The 20,803-nt window shown below is 68.7% G+C and carries 17 protein-coding genes and 1 pseudogene; 7 read left to right on the top strand and 11 right to left on the bottom strand.

Annotated elements, in window-relative coordinates:
* Position 1: 1 nt before the first annotated feature.
* From ACIPR8_RS04850 to ACIPR8_RS04860, 3 genes are read right to left on the bottom strand one after another with little or no spacing between them, the layout of a single operon-like run.
* Positions 2 to 430, bottom strand: coding sequence for a hypothetical protein (locus tag ACIPR8_RS04850; protein WP_446540306.1), 429 nt, complete (start codon positions 428 to 430; stop codon positions 2 to 4).
* Positions 427 to 1,071 carry a DUF5671 domain-containing protein gene (locus ACIPR8_RS04855; protein WP_192288020.1) on the bottom strand — a complete coding sequence of 215 codons (645 nt, stop codon included), beginning with the start codon at positions 1,069 to 1,071 and terminating at the stop codon, positions 427 to 429. The genes ACIPR8_RS04850 and ACIPR8_RS04855 overlap by 4 nt, the downstream gene beginning before the upstream one ends.
* A 53-nt stretch (positions 1,072 to 1,124) precedes the next feature.
* Positions 1,125 to 2,018, bottom strand: a complete 894-nt coding sequence (locus ACIPR8_RS04860) for a plasmid replication/partition related protein (RefSeq protein WP_446540307.1) — start codon at positions 2,016 to 2,018, stop codon at positions 1,125 to 1,127.
* Between the two features lie 168 nt (positions 2,019 to 2,186).
* On the opposite strand from ACIPR8_RS04860, the gene ACIPR8_RS04865 reads away from it, so the two are divergent.
* On the top strand, positions 2,187 to 3,689 hold the full coding sequence (locus tag ACIPR8_RS04865) for an aldehyde dehydrogenase (RefSeq protein WP_446540308.1): 1,503 nt from the start codon (positions 2,187 to 2,189) through the stop codon (positions 3,687 to 3,689).
* A gap of 49 nt (positions 3,690 to 3,738) precedes the next feature.
* Here the strand turns inward: ACIPR8_RS04865 and ACIPR8_RS04870 are convergent, their stop codons facing one another.
* Complete coding sequence (locus ACIPR8_RS04870; RefSeq protein ID WP_446540309.1) at positions 3,739 to 5,706, bottom strand: oleate hydratase; 1,968 nt, start codon at positions 5,704 to 5,706, stop codon at positions 3,739 to 3,741.
* Positions 5,707 to 5,925: 219 nt separating this feature from the next.
* Between ACIPR8_RS04870 and ACIPR8_RS04875 the strand changes: the two genes are divergently transcribed.
* Positions 5,926 to 7,224, top strand: a complete 1,299-nt coding sequence (locus ACIPR8_RS04875) for an MFS transporter (RefSeq protein ID WP_446540310.1) — start codon at positions 5,926 to 5,928, stop codon at positions 7,222 to 7,224.
* 129 nt (positions 7,225 to 7,353) lie between these two features.
* On the opposite strand, the gene ACIPR8_RS04880 is transcribed toward ACIPR8_RS04875, so the two are convergent.
* The 3 genes from ACIPR8_RS04880 to ACIPR8_RS04890 form a co-directional block, all read right to left on the bottom strand.
* Positions 7,354 to 7,815, bottom strand: a complete 462-nt coding sequence (locus ACIPR8_RS04880) for a bacteriohemerythrin (RefSeq protein WP_132862667.1) — start codon at positions 7,813 to 7,815, stop codon at positions 7,354 to 7,356.
* A 99-nt stretch (positions 7,816 to 7,914) separates the two neighbouring features.
* Entirely contained in the window at positions 7,915 to 9,261 is a 1,347-nt protein-coding gene (locus ACIPR8_RS04885; RefSeq protein ID WP_446540311.1) for a diguanylate cyclase, read from the bottom strand.
* Between the two features lie 140 nt (positions 9,262 to 9,401).
* Positions 9,402 to 10,691 carry an NAD(P)/FAD-dependent oxidoreductase gene (locus tag ACIPR8_RS04890; RefSeq protein ID WP_446540312.1) on the bottom strand — a complete coding sequence of 430 codons (1,290 nt, stop codon included), beginning with the start codon at positions 10,689 to 10,691 and terminating at the stop codon, positions 9,402 to 9,404.
* A 173-nt stretch (positions 10,692 to 10,864) separates the two neighbouring features.
* Between ACIPR8_RS04890 and ACIPR8_RS04895 the strand changes: the two are divergent.
* Both ACIPR8_RS04895 and ACIPR8_RS04900 read left to right on the top strand, forming a co-directional pair.
* Positions 10,865 to 11,622: pseudogene (locus ACIPR8_RS04895) on the top strand (gamma-glutamyl-gamma-aminobutyrate hydrolase family protein).
* Positions 11,623 to 11,628: 6 nt separating this feature from the next.
* Positions 11,629 to 13,017 (top strand): glutamine synthetase family protein, encoded by a 1,389-nt coding sequence (locus ACIPR8_RS04900; RefSeq protein ID WP_192288028.1) that lies wholly within the window; start codon positions 11,629 to 11,631, stop codon positions 13,015 to 13,017.
* Between the two features lie 36 nt (positions 13,018 to 13,053).
* Here ACIPR8_RS04900 and mprF read toward each other — a convergent pair whose 3' ends face one another.
* Complete coding sequence (mprF, locus tag ACIPR8_RS04905) at positions 13,054 to 15,603, bottom strand: bifunctional lysylphosphatidylglycerol flippase/synthetase MprF (RefSeq protein ID WP_446540313.1); 2,550 nt, start codon at positions 15,601 to 15,603, stop codon at positions 13,054 to 13,056.
* A gap of 153 nt (positions 15,604 to 15,756) precedes the next feature.
* On the opposite strand from mprF, the gene ACIPR8_RS04910 reads away from it, so the two are divergent.
* From ACIPR8_RS04910 to ACIPR8_RS04920, 3 genes are read left to right on the top strand one after another with little or no spacing between them, the layout of a single operon-like run.
* Positions 15,757 to 16,452, top strand: a complete 696-nt coding sequence (locus ACIPR8_RS04910; RefSeq protein WP_446540314.1) for a DUF998 domain-containing protein — start codon at positions 15,757 to 15,759, stop codon at positions 16,450 to 16,452.
* Positions 16,449 to 16,796 carry a RidA family protein gene (locus ACIPR8_RS04915; protein ID WP_192288031.1) on the top strand — a complete coding sequence of 116 codons (348 nt, stop codon included), beginning with the start codon at positions 16,449 to 16,451 and terminating at the stop codon, positions 16,794 to 16,796. The genes ACIPR8_RS04910 and ACIPR8_RS04915 overlap by 4 nt, the downstream gene beginning before the upstream one ends.
* A gap of 50 nt (positions 16,797 to 16,846) precedes the next feature.
* Positions 16,847 to 17,383, top strand: a complete 537-nt coding sequence (locus ACIPR8_RS04920; protein WP_446540315.1) for a hypothetical protein — start codon at positions 16,847 to 16,849, stop codon at positions 17,381 to 17,383.
* 81 nt (positions 17,384 to 17,464) lie between these two features.
* Here ACIPR8_RS04920 and rnfB read toward each other — a convergent pair whose 3' ends face one another.
* From rnfB to metG, 3 genes are read right to left on the bottom strand one after another with little or no spacing between them, the layout of a single operon-like run.
* A complete protein-coding gene (rnfB, locus tag ACIPR8_RS04925) occupies positions 17,465 to 17,887 on the bottom strand; it encodes an Rnf electron transport complex subunit RnfB (protein WP_446540316.1) in 423 nt (140 codons plus the stop codon).
* Between the two features lie 37 nt (positions 17,888 to 17,924).
* Positions 17,925 to 18,515, bottom strand: a complete 591-nt coding sequence (locus ACIPR8_RS04930) for an HAD family hydrolase (protein ID WP_446540317.1) — start codon at positions 18,513 to 18,515, stop codon at positions 17,925 to 17,927.
* Between the two features lie 43 nt (positions 18,516 to 18,558).
* A complete protein-coding gene (gene metG / locus ACIPR8_RS04935) occupies positions 18,559 to 20,637 on the bottom strand; it encodes a methionine--tRNA ligase (RefSeq protein ID WP_446540318.1) in 2,079 nt (692 codons plus the stop codon).
* Positions 20,638 to 20,803: the final 166 nt, after the last annotated feature.

A 20,803-nucleotide genomic window follows, 5' to 3' on the forward strand; every position in this document is an offset into this window, starting at 1 on the left:
CTCAGTCTTCATCGTTCTTGATCGAGCGCCGGAAACAATGCTCGCCGGCCGGGTGAGCCCAATCGGCCTCCAGCCCACCGAAGCGCCGTTGCCGGGCACTGTCGGTGGCAAACAGGGCGCAGAGTTCGAAGTGGCTGTCGTCGAGCAGGCGGTAGCGGTAGTCCGGCCCACCGGCGGGATCGTGCAGCGGCAGGTCCAGCCCGGGTGTGGCGCGCAGGCGGGCCATGTCCGGTGGCAGCGCCTCATGTGCGGTGCGGTAGCTGCGCGCCGCCTGCTCCAGCGAGCGCAGGTCCTGCAGGCGGCTTTCGTCGAGGCGGAGCAGGCGCTGTTGCGCCGGCGAGTCGATCACCCAGACGCCGGCGGCGATCGCCAGTGCGGTGAACACACCGGTGGCCCACAGCAGGCGGCTGCCCCAAGCGGTCTGGCTCATGGGCTCACCTCCTCGCGGCGCAGGTCGGCCAGGTACCAGCCGAACACGGTGCCGGCCAGCAGCGCCACGGCCAGCACCTTGAGCACGAAGCGCAGGCTCAGTTCACCGCCGAGCAGGTTGTAGACCAGCGTGGTCAGGTCGCCGATCAGCACCCCGGCGGCGACGAACAGGGTCAGGTAGGTCAGCCAGCGCCGTACCGGCGACAGCCGCTTGATCGGATGCCGGGCCACGTCGCGGCTGACCCGGTGGCTGAGGAAGGCGAACACCGGGAAGGCGATCACCAGCGCCGAGATCGACCAACGGATCGACGGCCCCAGCTGCAGCATCTGCCAGCGTGCATCGGCCGGGTCGGGCAGGGCGTGTTCGATCAGCTTGAACAGCAGGCTGCCCAGGTTCCAGCAATAGAAATACAGCGTGCTGAACAGCAGCAGGTAGACGAACGCCTCGCGGGCGGACAGCGAGGCGCGCGGGCGCGGTACCGGCAAGGCGAAATCCACCTCGGCCCAGCCATCGAGCACCCCGCGTACCTGCGCTTGGCTCCAGCCGGCGGCCAGCAGTGCCTGGTTGACCTGGGCGCGGCTGTGGCCGCGCATCAGGGCCTCGCGGACGAATGATTCGAGTTCGGGTGAAGCCGATGCCATCGCGTGCTCCCCGCCATGCGTGCCCGCAGCGTAAGGGGCCGGCCGCGTGGCGATCAATAGTCGGAGGCGGCCGCTTCCGGTTCCTCCGCGCGACTGGCGGCCAGCCGCGCCCGCAGCGCGTCCAGTTCCATGCGCAGGGCCTGGTTCTCCGCAGTGAGCGAGGCCACGCGCTGGCGCAACGCCTCCACTTCGGGGCTGGCCGCCGCGGTGAACGGTGCGGACTGCACTTCGTCGTGGGCGTCCTGGTCGTGCTCCGGGTGGGCTTCGGGCTTGGGCTTGCGGCGTGATTCACGCACCCGCTTGGCCGCTTCCTTCAACTCGCTCTTGCCCCCCTGGGCGGCGGCGCGCTGTTCGGCTTCCGGCAGGCTGGCGACCACCGCGGCGGCGCTGAGCGAGATCTCGCCAGCCTTGACTGCCTCGATCACTTCCTGCGCGGCATGTGCGCTGATCTTCTCGATCAGGGTCACCTGGCTGGCGCTGAGCTTGGCTTCACGCGCGAGGTCGGCCTTGGACAGCTTCGGTGCCGGGTCCCACGGCGGGGAGTCGGCATCGCTGGCGTGGTCGTCGGCCAGCGCGGCTTCACCTTCGCTCTCCCGGCGCAACTGCTCCTGCTCGGCGCGGCGGCGCGCCTCGACGATGGCGCGCTTGCGCAGGGCCAGCACGCCGCGCTGGAAATCGGACACGCTGCGGCGCCCCAGGTGCTGCTCGATCATCCACAGGTGCACGTCGTCCATCGACTGGAAGCGGGTGTTCTGCACGGTGTTGAACGGAATGCCGTGCCGGGTGCAGATGCCGTAGCGGTTGTGGCCGTCGATCAGGATGTTGCCCCACAACACCAGCGCGTCGCGGCAGCCCTCGGCCAGCAGACTGCGCTCCAGCGCGTCATGTTCGTCCTGCGTGAGCGGGTCGATGTAGGCCTTGAGTTCTTCGTTGACGATGATGTCCATGCGGCTGCCGGTTGAAACGTGGGCGGGCATTGTAGTGACCCGGGGCGGTGCCGGGGCAAGTCCCGTAGGCCGTGCGACGGCAGGGATTCATGACGGCCGTGCAGCGTGGCCGGCGTACCATGCACGGTGGCGGCCCGCGCCGCGTTGTCCCGCAACAGGAAGCAGACCATGAATACGCCGCACCTCCGCGAACAATGGCAGGCGCTGGCCGACGGCCTGTCGCTGCGCACCCGCGCCTTCATCGACGGCCGCTACGTGGATGCCGCGTCCGGCGCGAGCTTCCAGTGCATCAGCCCGATTGATGGGCGGGTGCTGGCGCAGGTGGCCGAATGCGGCCAACGGGATGTGGACCACGCCGTGGCCGCGGCGCGGCGTGCCTTCCAGAAGGGGCAGTGGGCGGGGTTGAAGCCGGCGCGGCGCAAGCAGGTGCTGCTGCGCCTGGCCGGGCTGGTGGAGCGCCATGCCGATGAGTTGGCGCTGCTGGAAACGCTGGACATGGGCAAGCCGGTCGGCGAAGCACGCGGGGTGGACATCGGCGGGGTGGTCCGCTGCATCCAGTGGACCGCCGAGGCGGTGGACAAGCTGTATGGCGAGGTGGCGCCCACCGGCAGCAACGAGCTGGGCCTGATCACGCGCGAGCCACTGGGCGTGGTCGCGGCGATCGTGCCGTGGAACTTCCCGCTGCTGATGGCGGCATGGAAGATCGCCCCGGCGCTGGCCGCCGGCAATTCGGTGGTGCTCAAGCCCTCGGAGAAGTCGCCGCTGAGCGCGCTGCGTTTCGCCGAGCTGGTGGCCGAGGCCGGGGTGCCCGAGGGCGTGTTCAACGTGGTGCCGGGCAATGGCAAGGGCGCGGGCGAGCCGCTGGCCCTGCACATGGACGTGGACGGGCTGGTGTTCACCGGCTCCACCGCGGTGGGCAAGCGGCTGCTGCAATGCGCGGGCCTGTCCAACATGAAGCGCGCGTACATGGAATGCGGCGGCAAGAGTCCCAACATCGTGTTCGCCGACGCCCCGGACCTGGACAAGGCTGCCGAAGCGGCGGCCAGTGGCATCTTCTACAACCAGGGCGAGGTGTGCACGGCAGCCTCACGGCTGCTGGTGGAACGCTCGATCAAGGATGAATTCGTCGCGCGCGTGGTCGAGCATGGCCGGCGCATGCAGCCGAAGCATCCGTTCGAACCGGGGGCGCCGATGGGCGCGATGGTGGACGAAGCCCAGTTGCAGCGGGTGCTCGGTTACATCGACGAAGGCACCGCCGAAGGCGCGCGGCTGCTGCTGGGCGGCAAGCGTGCGCAGGTGGTGGAGGGCGGCTGCTACCTCGAACCCACGGTATTCGACGAGGTCTCGCCGCAGCAGCGCATCGCCCGCGAGGAAATCTTCGGCCCGGTACTGTCGGTGATCACCTTCGACGGCGAGCAGCAGGCGCTGCAGTTGGCCAATGACAGCGAGTACGGGCTGGCGGCGGGCGTATGGACGCGCGACATCTCCCGGGCCCACCGCGTAGCCCGCAACCTGCGCGCGGGCAGCGTCTGGGTCAACTACTGGGACGGTGGCGACATGACCGCTCCGTTCGGCGGCTACAAGCAGTCCGGCAACGGCCGTGACAAGTCGCTGCATGCCTTCGACAAGTACACCGAGATGAAGGCGACCTGGATCCACCTCGGCGACTGATTCCGTGAGTGGGCGGGGTGCCCTGCCGTCAGGGCACCCCGGGCCAGGCTCAGTCCTTGCCGCCCTTGCGCAACTGGCCGGCAAAGCGCTCCAGCCATTGCGCGAAGCCCTGCAGGGCCACGCCGCCCTTGTCGCGCAGGTTGGCCAACTCCGCCTCCAGGCGCTCGCGCCGGGTGGCTTCGCCCTCGTGCTTCGGCAGCGGCGGCAGGATGTGGGCGAAGTAGGTGTTGTCCAGCAGCTTGTGCAGCAAGCGTTCGCCGATGAACGGTTCGCCGTTGTTGAGCGCGCGTGCGCCCTTGAACAGGTTGCGGATGTCGTACTGGGTGGGACTCAGGTCGGGCACCTGCTTGGGCAGGTCGAGCAGGGTGTAGACCGCGATGCGGGCGGTGCGCACCGAGCTTTCCATGGTGAACACCACGTCGTTGGCGGTTTCCACGAACTGGCCGACCAGCGCCAGGTTGGTGCAGCCGTGCGGCACCACCTGCGGGCGGTCGCCGGCCGCGCGCGGCATGAACTGCGCGGTGATGTACGGCATCAGTGCCAACCGCACCTTGGTGTGCGGGATGATCGCGTCGAGCTGGTCGGCGATGCCCAGGTGGTAGCACAGCTCGGCCACGATCTCGCGGCCGGTGCACTCGGGCATGGTCTTCTTGACGAAGTTGCCGGGCTGGTCCATCAGCAGCGCGTACACCCACATCACCACCGTGTCCCTGGGCTGGCCGGGGAAGTGCGGCTGGCGGTTGATGGTGACGCTGAGCACCCAGTTCGAATCGGTGAAGGTGATGATGCCGCCGGTGGCGGTGCGGCCGGAGGTGGGATCGTTGACCGACAGTTCGGTCAGCTTGTCCAGCAGCGGCGAGGCAGTGCAGGTCAGCGTGGCCGACTCCCACATCGAGCGGTCGATGTCGCCGCAGAACTTGTCCGGCTTGCCGAACACCGGCGACTGCCGGGCCAGGTTCTGCCACAGCCCCCAGCTGCTGCCCTCGGCCGGGCCGCCGTGGCGCTTCTTCAGCACCGGCACGGTGTCCAGGTCGCCGTAGGCGGTGTCCTCGGTCATCGAGCCGGTCAGCGCGATCACCAGGTCACGCGCGGCCACCGCGATGTGGCCCTCGCCCTCGGCGGTGCAGGTGCGCAGCGCGGTGACGGTGCGTTGCTCGCCCTGCACGTCGAAGTCCATGTCCAGCACCTGGGTGCCCAGCCGCACCTGCACGCCCTGTTCGCGCAGCAGCCGGACCAGCGGGGTGACGAAGGTGTCGTACTGGTTGAACTTGGGGAATACCAGCGCCGACATGTCGCCGAAGCCGTCGATGGCATCGAGGAAGCGGTGCATGTACAGCTTCATCTCCAGCAGGCTGTGCCAGTTCTCGAAGGCGAACATCGAGCGGAACAGGAACCAGAAATTGCTGGCCAGGAAGCCTTCGCTGAAATGGTCCTGGATGGTCAGGTCGTCCAGTTCGTCCTTGCGCTTGAGCAGCAGGCTCACCACTTCCCATTGCTGCTTGCGGCTCAGCCCGAAGCGGGTGAAGTCCGGCAGCACCTGGCCCTGCTTGTGCATCAACCGCGACCTGGACCAGTTGGGGTCGGCATCGTTGGCCAGGCGGTACTCGTCGAGCACGCTGAAGCCTTCGGGCAGTTCCAGCGCGGGCACGTCCTGGAACATGTCCCACAGGTTGTCGTAGTTCCAGTTCATCTCGCGGCCACCGCGCACCAGGTAGCCGTCCTGCGGGTTGCCCGAGCCATCCAGCGAGCCGCCCTCGATCTCGAGGCCTTCGATGATGGTGATGTTGCGTGCCGGCATGTGGCCATCGCGGATCAGGTAGAACGCTGCGGCCAGGCCGGCGATGCCGCCGCCGACGATCCAGGCCTTGCGCTCGGCGATGCCCTCGGTGGGCAGGGGCTTGAAGCGCTGGTAGTTGCCGACCATGTCCGGCGGCGGCAGGGTGTTGAGCGGGGCGTTGTGCCAGTAGCGGGCGCTGGCGTCCGGGGCGTGTTCGATGCGGGGGGAGGGAGTGCTCATGGTGTTCTCCGGTGTGAGGGGAGGGACAGGTGCAACCGCCGATCCAGTCTGCACGGGAATCCCGTCGGGGCGGTTACACGGGGTTGAAACCCGGCGTGAGCGGGCGTCATGCGGGGGCGGGGAGGGCGTAACGGGTGGGAAGGTCACGGCTGCAACCATTTCTGGGGCCGGGCGGCGACGCGTGGCAGACTGCGGCACCTGTTTCCCTTGTCCCGGCTCATGTCGACCGCTGCAGCCTCCGTGCCCCTGAATTCCCCGCGCCGCGTGCTGGCGGCCAGCCTGGTCGGTACGACCATCGAGTTCTTCGACTTCTACATCTACGCCACCGCCGCGGTGCTGGTGTTCCCCAGGTTGTTCTTTCCCGACAGCAGCCCGGATGCGGCGTTGTTGCAGTCGCTGGCGACCTTCGCGGTGGCCTTCATCGCCCGCCCGGTCGGCTCGGCGGTGTTCGGCCATTACGGCGATCGCATCGGCCGCAAGGCCACGCTGGTGGCGGCGTTGTTGACCATGGGCCTTTCCACCGTCGCGATCGGACTGCTGCCGACCTACCACGACATCGGCCTGGCCGCGCCGCTGCTGCTGGCGTTGTGCCGGTTCGGCCAGGGCCTGGGCTTGGGCGGTGAATGGGGCGGGGCGGTGCTGCTGGCCACCGAGAACGCACCGCCGGGCAAGCGCGCCTGGTACGGCATGTTCCCGCAACTCGGGGCACCGCTGGGCTTCCTGCTGTCGGCCGGCGTGTTCCTGGTGCTGGGGCGCGTGCTCGACGATGCGGCCTTCCTCGGCTGGGGGTGGCGGGTGCCGTTCATCGCCAGCGCGTTGCTGGTGATCGTCGGCCTGTGGGTGCGCTTGAACATCCGCGAGACCCCGGACTTCCAGAAGGCGCTGGACCAGGGGCAGCGCGTGCGCCTGCCGATGCGCGACGTGCTGGTCGGGCATGGCTTTGCGGTGGTGGTGGGGACGCTGGCCGCGTTCGCCACCTTCGTGCTGTTCTACCTGATGACGGTGTTCACGCTGGGCCATGGCACCAAGACGCTGGGCTACGCGCGCGAGGATTTCCTGCTGCTGCAGATGGTCGGCATCCTGTTCTTCGCCGCCGGCATCCCGCTGGCCGCGCGCTACGGCGACCGCCAGGGCACGGTGAAGGCGATGCTGCTGGCGACGGTGGCGATCTTCGTGTTCGGGTTGCTGTTCCAGCCGTTGTTCCAGGCCGGGCACCCGCTGCTGGTGCTGTTGTTCCTGTCGCTGGGACTGTTCCTGATGGGCCTGACCTACGGCCCGTGCGGCACCATGCTGGCCAGCCTGTATCCGGTGCAGGTGCGTTACACCGGCGCGTCGTTGTCGTTCAACCTGGCCGGCATCCTGGGTGCGGCGCCGGCCCCTTACGCGGCGACCTGGCTGGCAGGCCGGTTCGGCATCGCCGCGGTGGGCGGCTACCTGTGCGTCACCGCGCTGGTTACCGGGCTGGCGTTGTGGGCCATTGGCCGGCGCCAGCAGCGGGCACGTGCCGAAGCGGCCTGAGCCGCTGGCGGCGGCGCACTGGGAAGTCATCAGCCTGTGGGGCAGCAGGACGGAAAGGGCAGGAACGGCGCGGCAGCACCACGTAGGGAGGGGATCGGCCGCCGCCGCGTCGTTCCTGCACGGGGCCGGTCAGTTGAACAGGCGCTTGAGCGTGCGGCCCAGCCAGCTGCCTTCCTGGTGATCGCGGGCAAACTGGTTGAGGTGGCGCTTGACCTGCTCGGCATAGGCCTTGTCATCGCCGCGGATGTGGTTGAACAGCCAGCGCGAGAGCATGTTGCGCAGCTCGTCGGTGACGTCCTCGCCGGCCTGGAAGCGCATGCGATATTCGGAGACGCGCTTGCCGAACACCTCGTGCACACGCTTGTGGGCGGCGCAGAACGGATAGCCGGCTTCCTCCATCAGTTCTTCCTCGAAGGCGAAGTGCGACATGGTGTAGTCCACCAGTTCGTCGATCACCTCGGCCACCGCGACGCGTTCCAGGCTCTTCTGGGCGATATGCAGGTGGTTGAGCATCTCCACGATGCGCATGTGCTGATGGTCGATGACCTCGACCCCCGTGTTGAGGTCGTCCTGCCAAACCAGTAGTGCCATCGCGAGTTCCTCCCTGTGATTTCCTTGGGGGCACTCTAGGGGCGCACCTTCGCCGGCGCGTTGATCTGGATCAATGGCCCTGCGCCGGCAGGGAAGCGTTCACGAATGTAGTCGCGCAGGCGTCGCGGCACCGGTGGTCGCCGCTGGCGCAAGTTGCATGCTGCGCACCCGGTTGCGGCCGTCGGCCTTGGCCAGGTAGAGCTGGCGGTCGGCCTCGGTGATGAGCTGGTGCAGGCTGCTGCGCCCGCCCGGGTCGCGGCTGACGCCGATGCTGACGGTCATGCGCAGGACGTTCTCGCCGATCTGCAGGCGGATCGCCTCGATGGCCTGGCGCAACTGCTCGAAGTGCGCCGCGCTGGCGTCATCACCCAGCCCGTGGACCAGCAGGCAGAATTCCTCGCCGCCGAAGCGGGCGCTGATGTCGCGTGGCCGGGTATGTCCCTGCAGCACGCTGGCGACCGCGCGGATGGCCTGGTCGCCGGCTTCGTGGCCGAGGCTGTCGTTGATGTGCTTGAAGTGGTCGATGTCGACCATGGCCACCGCCACGCTGCCTTCGCCACGGCCCAGCTGGCGCTGGCTGTGTTCCAGGAAACTGCGCCGGTTGGGCAGGCCGGTGAGGAAGTCGCGCGTGGCCAGGTCCTGCAGCGTGCCGATCAACTCCAACTGGTCCACGTTCTGCGAGACGCGGCAGAAGAACTCCTCGCGCGAGAACGGTTTGCGCAGGAAGTCGTTGGCGCCGTTCTTCAGAAAGCGCGGGATCAGCGACGGGTCGGAATTGCCGGAGATGCCGATCACCGCCACCTTGTCGCGCGCGCGCAGGGCGCGCAGGCGACGGGTCAGCTCCACGCCGTCCATGCCCGGCATCTCCTGGTCCACGATCACCAGCCGGATGGCCGGGTCCGCTTCCAGCGCATGCAGCGCCGAGGGACCATCACCGGCCTGGGTGACGTGGTAGCCATACATGCCCAGCAGCGCCGCGGCATACGACCGGGCCGAGGGGGAGTCGTCGACCACCAGCGCCGAGATGCGGCGGTTGCGTTCCATGCGCTGCACCAGCCAGACCAGGTAGTCGACGCTGCCGGGGGTGTTCTTCAGCACGTAGTCGATGATTTCCTGCAGCAGCACGCGCTTGCGCAGGTCTTCGTCGTAGACGCCGCTGACCACGATGGTCGGCAACCCGCGGCTGACGAAATAGTCGACCACGTGGTCACGGTCACCGTCGGCCAGCACCAGCCCGGTGAGCACCAGGAACCAGCCCTGCTCGCGTTCCAGCAGCTCGCCGGCCTCGGCCAGGGTCGAGGCGACGCTGACCGGCAGCTCCAGGCGCTGCTCGATGGCCGCACGCAGCATCGTGGTGAAGGTGCGCGAGTTCTCCACGAGCAGGATGCGCTGCGGCAGGGGCGTGATCGGCGGGCTGGTGAAGCCGGCCTGGGATGAGGCGGCCATGCGAAAGGTTCTGGGGGTCTCAGGACGGGATAGCGGCAGCAATCGGCCGGACTTTAGGCGTGGAGCGGGGAGGGCGCCGGGACGAGAGCCATCCTCGGGTTGAACCGGCAGGGCACGCCAGCGCCACGCTTCCCGCGCGCTCAGCCGAGCAGATCGCGCAGTTTGTACCACGACATGGCAGCGACCAGCAGCGGCATGCGCAGTGCCTTGCCGCCGGGGAAGATGCCGTGCGGGATCCGCTCGAACACATCCAGCCGTCCGGCCTGGCCGGCGATGGCGGCGGCGATCACTTCACCGGCCAGGCCGGTGCTGGCCACGCCGTGGCCGGAGAAGCCCTGCGCGAAATAGACATTCGGGGTGAGCCGGCCCCAGTGCGGGGCGCGGTTGCGGGTGATGTCGATGTAGCCGCCCCAGACGTATTCCAGCGACACGTCGGCCAGCTGCGGGAACACCCGGCGCATGCGTCGGGTCATGCTGGCGCGCAGCCCGGGCGGCGGCAGTGCCGAGTAGTTGGCCTGGCCGCCGAACAGCAGGCGGTGGTCGCGGCTGAGCCGGAAATAGTCCAGTGCCCAGTTCACGTCGGCCACCGCCATGTCGTTGCGGATCAGCGACCGGGCACGTGCTTCGCCCAACGGCTCGGTGGCGCCGATATAGGTGCCGACCGGCATCATCCGGGTCTCCAGCTCCGGCGCGATGCCCTGCAGCCAGGCATTGCCGGCCAGCACCACGAATTCGGCCTCGACCCGTCCCTGCGCGGTGACCAATACGGGGCGCGGGCCGCGTTCGAGGCGCAGCACCGGCGAATGCTCGTGCACGGTGACGCCAGCGGCCTCGGCGGCGCGTGCCAGGCCCAGCACGTAGGCGAGCGGGTGCAGGTGGCCGCTGGCGGCGTCGTACATCGCGCCGAGGTAGCGTTCGCTGGCCAGCTCCTGGCGCAACCGGGCCCGGTCCCACCATTCCAGCGGATAGTCATAGCGCTGCGCCATGCGTTCGATGTCGGCGCGCAGGGCGCGCTCCTGGCGCGGATGGATCGGCACGCTGGCGTGGCCATCGCGCCAGTCGCAGTCGATGCCATGGCGGGCGATGCGCTGCTTGAGCATTTGCATGCCGTCGCGCGAGAAGTCGAACAGCAGCCGCGCATCGGCGTCGCCGACCAGCCGTTCCAGCATGTCCTGCTCGCAGCCGTAGCCGACGATGGCTTGGCCGCCATTGCGGCCGGAGGCACCCCAGCCGACCCGTTCGGCTTCCAGCACGGTGACCCGGTAGCCCTGCTCGGCCAGCGCCAACGCCGCGGTCAGGCCGGTGTAGCCGGCGCCGAGCACGGCCACGTCGGTACGCGCCGTGCCCTGCAGCGCGGCGCGGGGCGGCGGCAAGGGCTGGCTGGCGGCGTACCAGCTGGGCGGGTAGTCGGACGGGGCGTCCACGGACATCGGGATGGATGGCGGTTGTGTCGGGGCGGGCAGTGTAACGGCCACGGTGTGTCGGTTTGGCGCAGGCGGCGGACGATGCCCTGCATTGTGCCGCGCGCTGCTTGAACGGCATGCGTGGTTGCCTAATCGGCGGGGCAGGGGTAGCGTGCCTGCACGTCACCAGAGCCTGACGCATGGCCAGCCTGCCGCTGGTCGGCTTGCCTACCGACCGCAAACCGATCGGCTCCCATCCTTTCCTCGTCGTCGGTGAGAAATACGTGCGTGCCGTGGTCGATGGGGCACAGGCCATGCCGCTGGTACTGCCACTGCTGCAGCCGCCGCTTCCCGCGCAGGCATGGCTGCAACAATTGGATGGTCTGCTGTTGACCGGTGCCACCAGCAACATCGAGCCGCATCATTACGACGGTGGCCCGAGCTGGGAAGGCAACCCGCATGATCCGGCCCGTGATGCCAACGTGTTCGGGCTGCTCCCGCAGGCGCTGGCGATGGGCTTGCCGGTGCTGGCGATCTGCCGGGGCTTCCAGGAGGTCAACGTGGCCTTCGGGGGCAGCCTGCATCCCCGGGTGCATGAAGTGCCCGGCCTGGCTGATCATCGTGAAGACCCGGATTCACCGCTGGACGTGCAGTATGGGCCGGCACATGCGCTGTGGCACTGAGCCCCGGTGGGCTGCTGGCCGGCATCGCTGGCGCAGGCCCGGTGCAGGTCAACTCGGTGCACGGCCAGGGCGTGTCCCGGCTGGGCACTGGCCTGCAGGTCGAGGCACGCGCGCCGGATGGCCTGGTCGAGGCCTTCCGCGGGCCCGGGCCGGGTTTCCTGCTCGGCGTGCAGTTCCATCCGGAGTGGCGGGTGCTGGAAAACCCGTTCCACCTGGGCATCTTCAAAGCCTTCGGCGAGGCCTGTCGCCGTTACCAGAAACAGAAGCAAAGTTGATCCGCCATGACATCGCGTCCCCGTACCCGCAAGACCGCCGCCAGCGTGCAGGAAGAAAGCTCCCTGCTGCGTTGGCTCAAGGAGCGGCAGATCACCGAGGTCGAATGCCTGGTGCCTGACATCACCGGCAACGCCCGCGGCAAGATCATCCCCGCCGACAAGTTTCGCCACGACTACGGCACGCGCCTGCCCGAGGGCGTGTTCGCCACCACCGTCACCGGCGACTTCCCGGACGACTACTACGAGCTGACCTCGCCGGCCGACGCGGATATGATCCTGCGCCCGGACCCGGACACCGTGCGCATGGTGCCGTGGGCCACCGACCCGACCGCGCAGATCATCCACGACTGCTACACCAAGAACGGCCAGCCGCACGAGCTGGCGCCGCGCAACGTGCTGCGGCGGGTGCTGGCCGCCTACGATGCGCTCGGCCTGAAGCCGGTGGTGGCGCCGGAAGTGGAATTCTTCCTGGTGCAGAAGAACACCGACCCGGACTTCCCGCTGCTGCCGCCGGCCGGCCGCTCCGGCCGCCCGGAGACGGCGCGGCAGTCGTATTCGATCGACGCGGTCAACGAGTTCGACCCCATCCTCGACCTGATGTACGACTACTGCGACGCGATGAAGCTGGACGTGGACACCCTGATCCACGAATCCGGCGCGGCCCAGCTGGAAGTGAACTTCACCCATTCCGATGCGATGGCGCTGGCCGACCAGGTGTTCCTGTTCAAGCGCACCATGCGCGAGGCGGCGATGCGCCACGGCGTGTACGCCACCTTCCTGGCCAAGCCGATGGAGACCGAGCCGGGCAGTGCCATGCACATCCACCAGAGCCTGGTGCGGCCGTCGGACGGGGTCAACGTGTTCGCCGGCGACAACGAGGGCGAGTACAGCCCGTTGTTCGGCAACTACCTGGGCGGCCTGCAGAAGTACGTGCCGATGGCGATGGGCTTCTTCGCACCGAACGTGAACTCCTACCGCCGGCTGGTGTTCGGCGAGGTGTCGCCGAGCAACGTGGAGTGGGGCTTCGACAACCGCACCTGCGGCCTGCGCGTGCCGATGGACAGCCTGGAGAACAGCCGCGTGGAAAGCCGCTTCGCCGGCTCCGATGCCAATCCCTACCTGGCGGTGGCGGCGACGCTGGCGTGCGGCCTGCTCGGCATCCGCGAAGGGCTCAGCCCGACCCCGCCGATCACCGGCAACGCCAAGGAGCTGGGCTACGAACTGCCGCGCTCGCTGGGCGAAGCACTCGATGGCCTGGAGGCGTGCGAAGCGCTGCAGGAACTGCTGGGCCGGCGCTTCTGCCGTGCCTACATCTCGGTCAAGCGCAAGGAATACGAGACCTTCTTCCGCGTGATCAGCTCCTGGGAGCGCGAGTTCCTGCTGCTCAACGTCTGAGCCGGACCGTTACCCGCCAGAGCTGGCGGGTATGGGTCAGCGCTGCGGGTCCAGCGAGATCAGCCGGGTGACGTCCAGCAGCGCCGCCGGCAGGTGCACGCCGCCGGGCGCGGCCAGGTAGCGCGGGCGCCATTCCGGCGAGAACTTGGACTTGAAGCGGCGCAGGCCGCTGAAGCCATAGAAGCGCTCGCCGTGGCGGGCGATCAGGTTGGCGAAGCGGTTCCAGCGGCCGGCCAGGCGGTGTTCGGCCAGCCCGGTCAACGGCGCCATGCCCAGCGAGAAGCGGGTGAAGCCGTTGGCCGCGCCCCACAGGAACAGTTCGATGAACAGGAAATCCATCGTGCCCTTCGGTGTGTCGGGGCGGTGGCGCATCAGGTCCACCGACAACTCGTGCCCGGCCGGCGCCTGCCAGAGGTTGGCGAAGGCGACCACGCCGTCGTCGGCTTCCACCAGCGCCATCGGGAAACTGCACAGGTAAGCCGGGTCGAAGCTGCCCAGTGAAAACCCCTTTTCCTCGCCGGCCTTCTCATCGAGCCAGGCGTCGGAGATGGCCTTCAGTGCCGGCAGCAGCGCGGCAACCTGGTCCGCATCGACGATGCGGAACGACAGCCCGCCGCGCTTGCCGCGGTTCCAGGCCTGGCGCAGGTCGGCACGCGCGCTGCCTTCCAGGCTGAAGCCCTGCAGCGGCACCAGCGCTTCCTCGCCGAGCTTGACCAGGGTCAGCCCGAGGTCGAGGTAGGTCTGCCAGTAGTTCCCGCTGGTCTGGTAGAAGACCGGGCGCAGGCCGAGCCGGTCGGCTTCCTCGCGGAACTTCCAGATCAGGGTGCGGGCCACGTCGGGCGGTCCCACCGGGTCACCCATGGAGATCAGCGAGCCGCCGTAGCGCTGCATCATCACGAAGCCATCGCCGGCCTCGCTGCGCAGGATCGCCTTGTCGCCGGTCATCGCCAGGCTGGCCTGGGTGTCCTGCGCCTGCGCGAGCACCGGGCGCAGCAGTGCCAGGGTGGCCGCGTCCGGTGCCGGCAACGGCGTGCGGGTGCTGTGCAGCAGGCGCGCCACCCCGAACACCACCACCACCAGGCTGACCAGCAGCAACGCGCGCAGCGCACGCGGGGCATTGCCGGAGATGGCGAACTGCCACCACAGCTCGCTCTGGTACTCGACGTGGCTGTACACGAAGAACAACAGCCAGAGCGTTCCCAGCAGCACCAGCGCCACGTTGCGCAGCCAGGGCCAGGACCATGCCTCGTCGAGCAGGGCGCCCTCGCGGTAGAACTCGCGCCGTGCCGCCCACAAGGCAATGGCGATCACCGGCAGGGCCAGCGCGACCAGTGCGTGGCCACCGCGCAGCCACACCGGCAACGGCAGCAGCACGCACAGCGCCAGCGCGATCCACCACGCCACGCGGCTGCGGCGTTGCAACCCCTGGCCGATCAACAGCAACACCACGCCGCCGAGGCTGCCCAGCAGGTGCGAGGTCTCGATGATCGGCAGCGGCGCGGTGAGAAGGCGATGGCGCGGTGACGGCAGCGTGCCGTCGATCAGCAGCAGGGTGCCGGCGGCGAAGACCGCCAGGGCGATGATCTGCGGCAACCAGGGGCGCAGCGTGCCCCAGACCACGCCGGCGCCGCTGCGCAACGGCTGGCGCACGCTGGTCAGCGCCGCCAGCACCGCGGAGGCGAGCAGGGGCAGCAGGTAGTAGGTCACCCGATAGGCCACCGCCGCGGCCAGCACCGCCGCCGGCGCCACCTGCGGCAGCAGCTTGAGCAGGCTCCATTCGAACACGCCCAGCCCGGCCGGTACGGTGGATACCAGGCCGGCGACCACCGCGACCAGGTACAGGCCGACAAAGCCGATGAATCCAACGTCGGCCTGGCCGGGCAACAGCACGTAGAACGCCGCCGAGGCCAGGCACAGCTCGACCACGCTCAGCGCGGTGACTTCCAGCGTGGTGCGGCGGTCCGGCAGCCACACCCGGTGGGTGCGCCAGCCAATGCTGCGCCCTTCGCGTCCGACGGCGACCAGCATCACGGCGAAGGCAGCCAGCAGTGCGACGCCGATGAGGCGGACCGCATCGCTCGAAAGCGGCAGGGCACGCGCGGCGGCGGCCGGCTCCAGCCACAACGCCAGCGCCAGCAGCAGCCAGGCGCCGAACACGAAGCCCAGCGTGCTCATCAATACCACCTGGCCGATCTCGGCCAGGCTCAGGCCGGCGCGGCCGTAGCTGCGCATGCGGATGGCGCCGCCGGTCAGGGCGGCAAACCCCAGGGTCTGGCCTGCTGCGTGGGCAAGGAACGCAGTGATGCCCACGCGACTGGCGGGCAGGTTGCGTCGTGCACGACGCAGGCCGATCGCATCGAAGCCGATCAGGCAGGCATAGCTGGCCATGCCGAGCACGGTCGCCAACACCAGCTGTGGCCAGGACACGGCGTGCAGGGCGATGCGGATCTGGTGGTAGCCGTGGTCGTCGAACTCACCGGCCAGGGCGCGCAACGCCATGACCATGATGAGCACGGTCGCCGCGATGGCGGCCAGCCTGCGCCAGCGGGCGGCCTTGGGGTCCGGTATCGCGGCGGGTGAGCGCATGGAAGGCGGGGCAGGGGAGGAGGCTGCAAAGAGTAGCGCCACCGCGGGAGGACGGCAGCAGGGCGGTGGCGGGGATTGCAGTGGCCTTCAGCCGCGCGTGTCGGCGGCCGGCGCCTTAGACTCGGCGCTTGCCATGGCGGGAGGGAGAGCAGCATGCAGGACACGGCGCTGACATCGGTCCGCCGACAACGCGGCGCGGTGCTGCTGGTATTGGCGGCCCTGCTGGGGTTCAGTGGCTGCGCGATGTGGCTGCAGTTCGAGCGCACCGACCTGGACTGGGTGCGGGCGACCCTGAGCCTGTACCTGCATGGGCCTTACGGGGTGCTCCTGCGGGCCGCGTACTGCCTGCTGGCGGTGGCGATCACGCTGCTGGCGATTGGCCTGCATGCGCAGATGCGGCCGGGACCAGGGCGCCGCGGCTTGCCGGTGGGCCTGTTCGGCATGGCCGGTCTGGGGCTGGCGGTGGTGGCGATCGGTGACAGTTGGCTGCCCGGCCACGCGCCGTTGCTGGCACCGCTGGTGCACGGCCTGGCTGCGCAGACCGCATTCCTGTGCGCGAGCGTGGCGATGCTGGTCCAGGCGTGGTGTTTTGGCCGTGATCCGCGCTGGCGTGCGCAGTACGCCCTGGCCTGGGGCTGGGCATGGCTGGCTTTCATCGCGCTGTGGCTGCACGTGCTCTGGCGTGGCAGCCCGCGGGGGCTGGGCCAGAAGCTGGTGATTGCGCTGGTGGTGGGCTGGCTGTTCTGGGTGGGCTGGGCGTTGTGGCGGCGCCTGCACAAAGGCACAGCTGAAACCGACGGATCGGGTCACAATGGGGCACACCTCCACAACAGGGATACCTCCCCATGATCGAACGCTTCGATACCGGCCCGCGCATGTCGGAAATGACCGTCCACCACGGCGTGGCCTATCTCGCCGGCCAGGTGCCGGAAGACACCAGCGCCGACATCGTCGGCCAGACCGAGCAGGTGCTGCAGGCCATCGACGACCTGCTGCGGCTGGCGCCCACCGACAAGACCCACATCCTGCGTGCGGAGATTTTCCTGGCCGACATGGCCGACTTCGCCGGCATGAACCAGGCCTGGGACAAGTGGGTGCCGGCCGGTGCCACCCCGGCGCGTGCGACCGTGCAGGCCAAGCTGGCCAATCCGGAATGGAAGATCGAGATCGTCATCACTGCCGTGGTGCCGTAAGGCGCAGGCTGGCCGCCCCGGCTGCGTGAAGCATCCGGGGCAACGGCGACATGGTCGCCGCCTTGGTAACGGGAAAGGGAATGAAGCGTTGCCTGTTGTCTGTCGTGACTGCCAGCCTGTTGCTGGGAACGGGGATGCCCGCGCGGGCGGCGTCCACCGCACGCGCATCGATACCGTCGATGATCTACGCGCATCCGCCGCAGGAGCGGATCGATCCGCTGGCGTACCCGCAGTTCATGCAGATCGAGGCGGAGCTGCGCAACACCGTGCGCCGCCACGGTGATCGCAGCGTTCCCAACCGGTTCTGCGCGGTGGGCTACCGCTTGAAGATCGGGACACTGGAAACGGTGCTGCTGTGGGACAACGCGCAATCGCTGATCCGGTGGCAGGGCGGGGACCCGGCCGGCGTGGCGGAGGAGGATGCCGAATCGGCCTCGTTCTCGCCGGTGACCGACCTGCGCAGCGACGTCGTCGAGGACGGTAGCTTTCCATTGGGTACGCGCGCTGTCATGCGTAGCGACGTGGAGGCATTGATCGCCGATTGCCGGCGGTTTGGCCGGCAATACACGGTGCCGCCGTCACCCTAGCAGCGGGCTTTGCCCGCCAATGAAGCCGAAGGCGATGCCCGCAATCCGGGCGTTCAATGGCTTCGCGACCGAGGCCCGCTCCTACGGGAGCGGGCGGAGCGCGATGCAATCCACCGGGCACGGTGGAATGCACAACTCGCAGCCGGTGCACAGGTCAGCCAGCACGGTATGCATGTACTTGGCGCCGCCGACGATGGCATCCACCGGGCAGGCCTGGATGCACTTGGTGCAGCCGATGCAGTCGGCCTCGACGATGACGGCGACCTGCGCGGGCTTGTGTTCGCCACGGCTGCGGTCGAATGGCACGGCGGCCACGCCCAGTACATGCGCCAGGGCGCGTGCGCCGGCGTCGCCGCCGGGGGGGCAGTGATCCACGCCGGCTTCGCCGCGGGCCATCGCCTCGGCGTAGGGGTGGCAGCCGTCAAAGCCGCACTGGCCGCACTGGGTCTGCGGCAGCAGGCGGTCGAGGCGCTCGACCAGGGAAATGTCGGAGATGTCTGGCATGCGTGGCGTCGGGCTGCGCGGAAAGGAGGGGCAGCGATCAGGAAACCGGTTTGCCGCGATACCAGCGCTCGTGCGCCAGCGCCAGCATCGGCTTGTCTTCACGGCTGTCGCCGTAGGCGTGGATGCGCTGGTAGGTGTCCAGGTCGAAACGCTTGCGGATCAGGGCCACCTTGCGCGGACCACAGTCGCCGCCGGCATAGCGGCCGGTGAGGCGGTTGTCCTGCACTTCGAGCGTGTTGCAGATCATCTGCAGGCCCATCTGCTCGCACCAGTGGCGCAGGTACAGGTCGAGCGAGCCGGACACGACCACGACGGTATGCCCCTGCGCCTTGTGCCACTGGATCTGTTCCAGCATCTCCGGACGCATCATGCCCGCCAGGTGCTCGCGTGCGTAGTCGCGCGCAAGCTGGCTGACCTCGCCGGCATGGCGGCCGGTGAACACCTGCGCGGTGACGCGGCGGCGGATGCGCTCGGCCGAGATCAGCTTCAACCGGTAGGCCAGCACCCAGGGGCCGATCCGCCACCACGCCTGCGCACGTTGTTCCGGCGTGGCCACCCGCCGCAGGAACCGGCTGTAGGTGTCCTGGGTGGTGATGGTGTGGTCGAAATCGAACAGGGCCAGTTGCATGGTCCGCTCCGGGAGAAGGGCGCGCCAAGGCGCGCCCACTGCATCAACGCACCGGCATGCCCGGCAATGCACCCGCGTCGGCATCGAGCAGCGCCAGGGCGCCGCCGTCGAAGCCGGCCGACAGGATCATGCCTTCGCTCAGGCCGAAGCGCATCTTGCGCGGGGCCAGGTTGGCGATGAACACCACGTTGCGGCCGACCAGCGTTTCCGGCTCGGCGTAGCTGCCGCGGATGCCGGAGAAGATCTGGCGCTGGCCCAGGTCACCGGCGTCCAGCAGGAAGCGCAGCAGCTTGTCCGAACCTTCGACGAAGCCGCATTCGATGACCTTGCCGATGCGCAGGTCGAGCTTGGCGAAATCGTCGATGCCGATGTAGGCGGCCGCCTCGCCATCAGCCTTGGGCTCGGCCTTGGCTTCCACCTTGGCGGGCTTCTCGGCCTTGGCCGGCTTGGCCTCGGCGGCGGGCTGGGAGGTCAGGGTGTCCTTGGAGGCGTCGGTCATTGCGTCGATCATCTTGGGGTCGATACGGGTGAACAGCGCCACGTAGGGCGCGATGGTGTGGGCGGTGAGCGGGGCGGCGATATCGCCCCAGCCGGTCATCGGTGCATTGAGGAAGCCCTCGGCCTGCAGCGCGGTGGCCGGCAGCACCGGCTTGAGCGCGGCAACCAGCACGCGGAACAGGTTCAGGCCCTGGGTGCAGACCGCCTGCAGGTCGGCGTCGGCACCTTCCTGCTTGGCGATCACCCATGGCTTGGTGTCGTCGATGTACTTGTTGGCTTCATCGGCCAGCGCCATGGTCAGGCGGATCGCCGCAGCCGGGTCGTTGCGCTCGTACGCTTCGCGTACCGCGGCCAGCGCGGCCACGAAACGGTCGTACTGGGCCGGGTCGGGCAGCGCGTCGGCCAGCCGGCCGTCGAAGCGCTTGGAGATGAAACCGGCGCAGCGGCTGGCCAGGTTGACGAACTTGCCGACCAGGTCGGCATTCACGCGGGCGGTGAAGTCGGCCAGGTTCAGGTCCAGGTCGTCCACGCCGCCGGAGGACTTGGCGGCGAAGTAGTAGCGCAGCGCTTCCGGCGCCAGTCCCGCGTCCAGGTAGGTGCGGGCCATCACGAAGGTGCCGCGCGACTTGCTCATCTTGGCGCCGTCCACGGTCAGGTAGCCATTGACGTGCAGGCGGGTCGGCGCGCGCAGGCCGGTGCCGTGCAGCACCGACGGCCAGAACAGGCCGTGGAAGTTGACGATGTCCTTGCCGATGAAGTGGTGCAGTTCGGTGCTGCTGTCGGCGGCCAGCACGGCATCGAAGTCGTCGCCGGTCTTGGCGCACAGGTTCCTGAAGCTGGACAGGTAGCCGATCGGTGCGTCCAGCCACACGTAGAAGTACTTGCCCGGCGCGCCGGGGATCTCGAACCCGAAGTAGGGCGCGTCGCGGGAGATATCCCAGGCACGCAGGCCGCCCTCGGCGTCCAGCCACTCGGCCAGCTTGGCCTTCACGCCCGGCAGGGCGACGTCACCGGCCAGCCACTGGCGCAGGAAGTCCTGGAAGCGGCCCACTTCGAAGAAGTAATGCTCCGAATCGCGGATTTCCGGGGTAGCGCCGGACACCACCGACTTGGGGTCGATCAGGTCGGTCGGGCCGTAGGTGGCGCCGCAGACCTCGCAGTTGTCGCCGTACTGGTCCGGGGACTTGCACTTCGGGCAGGTGCCCTTGATGTAGCGGTCCGGCAGGAACATGCCCTTGGCCGGGTCATAGAACTGGGCCACCGAGCGACGGCTGATGTGGCCGGCGGCGTCGAGCCGGGTGTACAGCGCCTCGGTCAGCTCGCGGTTGGCGGCCGAGTTGGTCGAGTCGTAGTGATCGAAATCCACGCCGAAGGCTGCGAAGTCGCGCTCATGCCCGGCCTGGATGTTGGCGATGAAGGTTTCCGGGCTCACCCCGGCCTTCTCGGCGGCCAGCATGATCGGCGTGCCATGGGTGTCGTCGGCGCAGACGTACCAGACCTTCTCGCCCATCAAGCGGCGGGCGCGCACCCAGATATCGGCCTGGATGTAGCCGACCAGGTGGCCCAGGTGGAGCGGGCCGTTGGCATAGGGCAGGGCATTGGTGACGAGCGCGGTACGGGTCATGGCCATCATTTGGTGCAGGGGAACGCGGGATTATCGCATGTCGGAAAACAGCCAGCCCCGGGAAGGCCCGGGGCTGGCGTGCTTCCTTCTCCCGCCGGGAGAAGGTGCCCCGAAGGGGCGTATGAGGTGAGGGATGGGCGGACGCACCCGCTCCCCAAGCCCCTCT

The sequence above is a fragment of the Stenotrophomonas sp. LARHCG68 genome, from assembly GCF_052871705.1.

Excerpts from the sequence above, each read along its gene's own strand:
- ACIPR8_RS04850 (WP_446540306.1), bottom strand. The coding sequence starts at position 430 with ATGAGCCAGACCGCTTGGGGCAGCCGCCTGCTGTGGGCCACCGGTGTG.
- rnfB (WP_446540316.1), bottom strand. The coding sequence starts at position 17,887 with ATGCCAGACATCTCCGACATTTCCCTGGTCGAGCGCCTCGACCGCCTG.
- ACIPR8_RS04875 (WP_446540310.1), top strand. The coding sequence starts at position 5,926 with ATGTCGACCGCTGCAGCCTCCGTGCCCCTGAATTCCCCGCGCCGCGTG.
- ACIPR8_RS04915 (WP_192288031.1), top strand. The coding sequence starts at position 16,449 with ATGATCGAACGCTTCGATACCGGCCCGCGCATGTCGGAAATGACCGTC.
- ACIPR8_RS04910 (WP_446540314.1), top strand. The coding sequence starts at position 15,757 with ATGCAGGACACGGCGCTGACATCGGTCCGCCGACAACGCGGCGCGGTG.
- mprF (WP_446540313.1), bottom strand. The coding sequence starts at position 15,603 with ATGCGCTCACCCGCCGCGATACCGGACCCCAAGGCCGCCCGCTGGCGC.
- ACIPR8_RS04860 (WP_446540307.1), bottom strand. The coding sequence starts at position 2,018 with ATGGACATCATCGTCAACGAAGAACTCAAGGCCTACATCGACCCGCTC.
- ACIPR8_RS04885 (WP_446540311.1), bottom strand. The coding sequence starts at position 9,261 with ATGGCCGCCTCATCCCAGGCCGGCTTCACCAGCCCGCCGATCACGCCC.
- ACIPR8_RS04870 (WP_446540309.1), bottom strand. The coding sequence starts at position 5,706 with ATGAGCACTCCCTCCCCCCGCATCGAACACGCCCCGGACGCCAGCGCC.
- ACIPR8_RS04920 (WP_446540315.1), top strand. The coding sequence starts at position 16,847 with ATGGTCGCCGCCTTGGTAACGGGAAAGGGAATGAAGCGTTGCCTGTTG.
- ACIPR8_RS04890 (WP_446540312.1), bottom strand. The coding sequence starts at position 10,691 with ATGTCCGTGGACGCCCCGTCCGACTACCCGCCCAGCTGGTACGCCGCC.
- ACIPR8_RS04930 (WP_446540317.1), bottom strand. The coding sequence starts at position 18,515 with ATGCAACTGGCCCTGTTCGATTTCGACCACACCATCACCACCCAGGAC.
- ACIPR8_RS04880 (WP_132862667.1), bottom strand. The coding sequence starts at position 7,815 with ATGGCACTACTGGTTTGGCAGGACGACCTCAACACGGGGGTCGAGGTC.
- metG (WP_446540318.1), bottom strand. The coding sequence starts at position 20,637 with ATGACCCGTACCGCGCTCGTCACCAATGCCCTGCCCTATGCCAACGGC.
- ACIPR8_RS04855 (WP_192288020.1), bottom strand. The coding sequence starts at position 1,071 with ATGGCATCGGCTTCACCCGAACTCGAATCATTCGTCCGCGAGGCCCTG.
- ACIPR8_RS04900 (WP_192288028.1), top strand. The coding sequence starts at position 11,629 with ATGACATCGCGTCCCCGTACCCGCAAGACCGCCGCCAGCGTGCAGGAA.
- ACIPR8_RS04865 (WP_446540308.1), top strand. The coding sequence starts at position 2,187 with ATGAATACGCCGCACCTCCGCGAACAATGGCAGGCGCTGGCCGACGGC.